A 5,929-nucleotide genomic window follows, 5' to 3' on the forward strand; every position below is an offset into this window, starting at 1 on the left:
CCGAGGACTGGCTCGAGGCGGCGCGGCGCTCGCCCGTCTACCCGCTGGCGGTGGAGTGGGGGATCGCGCTGCCGCTCCACCCGGAGTACCGGACGCTGCCCATGGTCTGGTACGTGCCGCCGCTCAGCCCGATCGTCAACCGCATTGAGGGCGAGGGCGCGACGGCGCGGCCCGACGACATCTTCCCGGCCATCGACCAGCTGCGCATCCCGATCCAGTACCTGGCCAACCTGCTGGCGGCGGGCGACGCCGAGGTGGTGCGCGGCGTGCTGCGCAAGCTGGCCGCCCTGCGCACCACCATGCGGGCGCGGAACCTCGGGCTCGAGCCCGACCCGTCGGCGCTGGACGGGGCCGGACTCACCCTCGAAACGGTGGAAAGGATGTACCGGCTCCTGGCGCTGGCCAAGTACGAGGAGCGCTTCGTCGTACCGCCCGCGCACAAGGAGCTGGCGGAGGAGCTCATGGCCGAACAGGGGAGCTGCGGTCTCGACTTCGCGGGCGGACCGGGGGGTTGCGGCGCGCCGCTCCGCGGCCCGGAGGGCGCCGGCCCCTCCTTCCGCCTGGCGCCCGGGAGGGAGCCGGCATGAGCGGAGGGCGCGAGCCGTCGACCGGCGGCCGGGCCGGAGCCGGCAGGTTGCCGGAGCCGGGCCGGTTGCGGGAGGATCTGGCGGCCCTGGCCTCCCTCCTCGCCTACCCGGGCGAGGAACAGGCGGCCGTGGCCAGGGAGCTCGGGTCGCGGGCGGGGCGGCTGCGGGAGAGGCTGGAGCCCTTTCTGGCGTGGGTGGAGGCGACGCCGCTCGCCCGCCGGCAGGAGCGGTACGTGGCCGACTTCGACTTCCGCGCCGAGACGACGCTCCACCTGACCTACCACCGCTTCGGCGACCGGAGGGTTCGCGGGACGGCGCTGGTGGCGCTGAAGCAGGTCTACGCGAGCGCGGGGTACGCGGTGCCGGAGGGTGAGCTGCCCGACCACCTGCCGCTCCTGCTGGAGTTCGCCGCCCGCGAGCCCGCGCTCGGTCTCGCCCTGCTGGAGCGCCTCCGGGCGCCCGTCCGGCTGGTGGGCGAGCGCCTGCGGGAGGCGGGCAGCCCTTATGCGGCGGCGGTGGAGGCCGTTCTGGACCTCCTGCCGCCCGCCCCGCCGGAGGCGGAGGCCGAGATCGAAGCGCTGCGCGCCGGCCCGCCGGCCGTGGAGACGGTCGGCCTGGACGCGCCGGAGGGGAGGCGGGCGTGGTGAACCTGTGGCAACAGTTCCTCTGGGTCATCTACCCCTACCTGGCGGTGGCGGTCTTCGTGGTCGGCCACCTCTACCGCTACGCCAGCGACCCGTACGGCTGGACGGCGCGTTCCAGCGAATTTCTGGAGAAGCGGCTCTTGCGCTGGGGAAGCACGCTCTTCCACTGGGGGATCCTCCTGGTCTTCCTCGGTCACCTGGCGGGTCTCCTCGTACCGGCCTGGCTCTACCGGAGCCTGGGGGTCTCCGACGCCCTCTACCACCGCATGGCCGTCACCGCCGGCGGCCTGGCCGGCGCCACCGCCCTGGCGGGCCTCCTCCTCCTGGCCTACCGCCGCCTGCGCGTCGCCCGCGTCCGCCGGACCAGCAGCCCCGCCGACTGGGTGGCGCTCGCGCTCCTGGCGCTGGTGATGGGGCTCGGCCTTTACAACACCCTGGGCCACAACCTCCTGGTGGCGGAGTACGACTACCGCTTCAGCATCGGCCCCTGGCTGCGGGGCCTGCTCCTCTTCCGCCCGGACCCGCGGCGGATGGCGGGCGTGCCGCTGGGCTACCAGCTCCATGTGCTGGCCGCCTTCGCGCTCCTCGCCGCCTGGCCCTTCACCCGCCTGGTCCACGTCTGGAGCCTGCCGCTCCCCTACCTGTGGCGCCGCTACGTGCTCTACCGGCGGCGGGCACCGGGGCCCAGCGACGCTCGTGCCAATCGGCTGGCGGGATGAGAGGTGCGCCCTTATCGATCCCGGGCGGCCGCTCCGCCTTCCAGCACCACGGTGCGCGTCGGGAAGGCGAAGGTCACGCCCTCTTCCTCGAAACGCCGGTATAGGGCCAGGTTGATCGCCTGCTGGGCATCCATGTAGAGCTTGTAGTCGCCGCTCAGCACGTAGTAGACCGTCTCGAACTCCAGCCAGCTCTCCGCATAGCGGGCGAAGTGGGCGCGGTCGAAGCGGGTGTGCCCGATTCCCTCGACGATCTCGCGCACCCAGCCCGGGATCGCCTCCAGCTTCTCGCGCGGCGTCCCGTACGGCACGCCGAAGGTGAACAGGACGCGCCGCTCCGGCATGTCCCGGTAGTTGCGGATCCGCGCCCTGACCAGGTCGCCGTTGGGGATGACCAGGAGCTCGCCCGAGAGGCTGCGGAGCCGGGTGGTCTTCACCCCGATCCGCTCCACGGTGCCCAGGAAGTCCTGCGTGACGATGAAGTCGCCGACCAGGAAGGGCTTGTCCAGCACGATGGAGACCGAGGCGAAGAGGTCGCCCAGGATGTTCTGCAGCGCCAGGGCGACGGCCACGCCGCCGATGCCCAGGCCGGTGACCAGCGCCGTCACGTTGACGCCCAGCGAGCCGATCACCAGGAGCGCGATCAGCGCCCAAAGGAGCGTGAGCGCCCCCACGGAGAGAATCGAGTAGACGGAAGCGATCTCCGGCTCCAGCTCCGCCTCCCCGCCCTGGCCGCCCAGCCAGCGCGGCAGCCACCAGCGGACGGTGCGGCTGGCCCAGATCCCCACCTGGAGCCAGACGACCACCAGCACGGCGGCCCGCACCAGCGCCTCGGTCCGCGGCGGCAGCGAGACCACCAGCGAGCCGGCCCCCACGGCCACCACCAGCAGCGCCAGCCGGCTGGTGCGGCGGAGCAGCCCCCTCGCCAGGAAGTCGCCCAGCGCCCCGCCGCCCCGCCGCGCCCAGGCCTCCAGCAGGCGCGCGCCCCAGTCGCGCACCAGCACCAGGGCGACGTCGACGGCGACGGTCAGCACCAGCGCCAGGAGCCAGCGCCCCAGCGGCTGGCCGGCCAGCGGCACGGCGAAGAGGTCGGCCAGGAGCCGCACGCCCATCCCCCCTTTTCGCGGGCCCCGCAGGCAGGTACCCCGGAGCCGTCCGGGTGGAGGCATTCCACGGGAACCGGGGGGGCTTCCTGCCCGTCCGGATGACGTGGGGAGCACCGCCCGCCCGGGCCGCCCTCCCCGCGCGGCGGACGGCTGCGCGCCCGGGCGGCGAGGAGGTTTCACGGTCGTGACCAAAGGGGAACGCGGCCGGGCGCCGGCGGAGCGCCTGGCCACGCGGGTGCTGGTGCTGGCTGTGGCAGCGGGGATCCTGCTGGCGCTTCTCGCCTGGCCGCCCGTGCGGCAGCGGCTGGCTGGCGCCCGCCCCGCTCCGGCGGCGCCGGGGAGCGGCGCCGAGGCGCAGCCGCCGCGGCGCGGGGCGTCCCTCCCCTACCCGCTCGACGTCCTCGCCGGCGGCGGCTGGAGCTGGTCGAAGGTGAAGGGGCTGCTTCCTCCCGTGGAGGCGAGCTACCAGGACCGGACCGAGGGCGAGGACTTCGTCGAGCTCGCCGCCTCCGGCGGGGCGCTCCGCCTCTACCTCTCTGAGGACCGGAGCCGGGTGCTGGCCCTGCTGGCCGACACGAGCGACCCGCGCTACGCCGGTCTCGCCCGGTTGGGCGCCGGACGCGGCCCGGGCTACGCGGTCTGGAAGGCGGACCCGCTGGTCGTGGTCGTGGCCGACCGGCCGCTCTCGCGCCAAGCCTTCGCCGCGCTGGTCGGCCGTACCTGGAGCCCCGCCGAACTGGAGGCCCGCCTGGGCGCGCCGAGCTTCCGGAGCTACGTGCACGGCCTGGGGGCGACGCTCCTCACCTTCCTTCCGCAGGGGCTCCGCTTCGCAGGCGGACCCGCCTTCGAGCTGGAGAGCGCGTCGGAGCAGGGCTGGCCCAACGGCCCGCTCCGGCCGGGCCAGAGCGTGACGGTCGGGCCGCGCACCTACGCCGACTACCTGGCCATGCGCGGGCGGGTCCAGTCGCAGTTCGCCCGCGACCGCTTCCAGGAAGTCGAACAGGTGAGGGCCGCGCTGGCGAGGGGGCTCCCCTCCCCCGGCGGGCGCTACCGGGCGGCGCTGCTCAACGGCGGCGTCTACTGGGAGCAGTGGATCCTGGTCGGCCGGCCGGGCCAGGCCGAGCTGAGGCTCCAGGCGGGCTACTTCGTCGGCGGGCTGGCCTGGCTGGACGACCGGACGCTCGTCTACGACACCGGACCGGGAGCCGGGACGGACTTCGTCGCCGTGGAGCTGCCTGCGCTGAAGAGCCGCCCGCTCGGCCAGGTGAAGGAGATGGTGCGGAGCTTCTACGTCCTCGACGGGCGCCGGATCCGCTACCAGACCACCGACGGGCTCTGGCGCACGCTCACTTTCGAGCCAGCCGGCCCGCCGGGAGGTTGAAGCCCGGAGGGAACCGCTCGGCGGCGGAAGGCGTCCCTTCACAAGGGAGGCGGAGGCGGTCCGCGCCCGGGGAGGACGGTCGCATGGAGCGGGTGGGACGGCTGGAGAAGGCGGTGCGGGGCGGCGCCTCGCGGCGGCGGAGCGGCTGGCCGGCGCTGCTCCTGGCGGGGGTGCTGGCGCTCGCCGGTTGCGCCGGGCCCGTCGCCCGACAGGCCGGGCCCGCGCCCGGGAACGCCCGGGCGCCCGCCTCCGGCCCGGCGGGAGGCGTCCCGCCGACCGGAGGGGGAAGTGGAGGCAGAAGCCCGGCGGCGCCGGCCGCGCGGAGCTTCGCGGACGCGCAGGCGCTGCGCGCGGCCTGGAACGGCGCGCTCGACCCCTTCGAGGCGGACGCGGCGCTGCCCCCGTTCCAGCTCGACGGGGACGGCCGCTTCCTGGTCTTCGCTGGGGTCCACCGACTGCTCGCCGGCCAGATCCAGGGGAGCGGCTACGCCCTCGACGTGCTGCTCGACCACCCGGAGCAGGATGGCGCCGCCGCGCGGCAGGCGATCCTTCCCCTGGCGCGGATCCTGATGCGGACGGTCCAGCCCGGGCTGAACGCGGCGGAGCAGGCGCGCCTCCTGGGGGCGCTGGGGCTGACCGGGACGCCCCCGGCCATCCCCGACCGCTTCGTCTACGGCGCGCGCACCGCGCGGAGCGGCGAGGTCACCTACGTGCTCAGCTACGCCGGCGGGCTCATCTTCTCGGCCGAGCGCGGCTCCACGACCCCCGCCCGCGACAGCCGCCTGGAGACCGAGATCAAGCAGGGCGAGGCGCTGGCGGCGGCCACGCCGGCGGTCCCGCTCCAGACGGGCCAGGTGGAGGCGGCCGTGGCCGCCGCAGGAGCGCCCGAGCCCCTGACGCCCGCGCTCCTGGGCGACCCGGCCCGCCTGGGCGCCGCGCTGCAGCAGGCCGCGCGGCTGGTCGCGCGCCTCCTGCCGGCCCCCCTGGGCGGCGCGCCGCCGCCGCCCGGCGCCGCCTTGCTGGTGCCCGACGCCGGGATGACGGCGATCCGCCACCTGCTGGAGCGCACCTTCAGCGCCGGGCTGGCGGGCGACCTGGTGACGGGCGAGGCCTGGGCGCACATGGCTCCGGGCACGGTGCAGGGCGGCTCGCTGCGCATCCGACAGCCCATCTTCTACGGGCAGGGCCGCCTCTTCATCCTGGCCGAGCCGCCCTTCGCCGAGGGCGAGCGATATTGGGCGCAGGTGCCGCTCTGGGCGGACGGGACCACCTACCAGCTGGGCTTCTTCCGCCGCCTGGGCGGCGACGCCGGGGAGACCTCGGTGGTGCGGACGGAGGTGCAGCGCGCGTCGGACGGCTCGGCGACGGTCACCTTGGAGGCGCTCCTGCCACCGCCGGAGGGGTCGCCGGCGACGGCGCGCCAGGACGCCCGCTTCACCTTCCACCTGGTGCCCGCCGGCGACGGGACGCTCCGCATCGACGACGTCCAGACGCC

General features: G+C 75.3%; 6 protein-coding genes. 5 read left to right on the plus strand and 1 reads right to left on the minus strand.

Translation table 11 applies throughout. From position 1 onward, the window contains the following. The 3 genes from K6U79_10510 to narI form a co-directional block, all read left to right on the plus strand. Positions 1–587, plus strand: a 587-nt coding sequence (locus K6U79_10510; GenBank protein MCL6522783.1) for a hypothetical protein, incomplete at its 5' end; no start/stop codon positions are given. Next, positions 584–1,234, plus strand: a complete 651-nt coding sequence (gene narJ / locus K6U79_10515) for a nitrate reductase molybdenum cofactor assembly chaperone (GenBank protein MCL6522784.1) — start codon at positions 584–586, stop codon at positions 1,232–1,234. The genes K6U79_10510 and narJ, both read left to right, overlap by 4 nt. Positions 1,235–1,236: 2 nt before the next feature. Further along, a complete protein-coding gene (gene narI / locus K6U79_10520) occupies positions 1,237–1,950 on the plus strand; it encodes a respiratory nitrate reductase subunit gamma (GenBank protein ID MCL6522785.1) in 714 nt (237 codons plus the stop codon). An 11-nt stretch (positions 1,951–1,961) separates the two neighbouring features. Here narI and K6U79_10525 read toward each other — a convergent pair whose 3' ends face one another. Then, positions 1,962–3,059, minus strand: a complete 1,098-nt coding sequence (locus tag K6U79_10525) for a mechanosensitive ion channel family protein (protein ID MCL6522786.1) — start codon at positions 3,057–3,059, stop codon at positions 1,962–1,964. A gap of 178 nt (positions 3,060–3,237) precedes the next feature. Here K6U79_10525 and K6U79_10530 point away from each other — a divergent pair, with 178 nt between their 5' ends. Then, positions 3,238–4,434, plus strand: a complete 1,197-nt coding sequence (locus tag K6U79_10530) for a hypothetical protein (GenBank protein ID MCL6522787.1) — start codon at positions 3,238–3,240, stop codon at positions 4,432–4,434. Positions 4,435–4,517: 83 nt separating this feature from the next. Beyond that, a partial coding sequence (locus K6U79_10535; protein MCL6522788.1) for a hypothetical protein occupies positions 4,518–5,929 on the plus strand: 1,412 nt, incomplete at its 3' end.

Source organism: Bacillota bacterium, from assembly GCA_023511835.1.
In the GTDB taxonomy this organism is placed as follows: domain Bacteria; phylum Bacillota; class Sulfobacillia; order JAIMAT01; family JAIMAT01; genus JAIMAT01.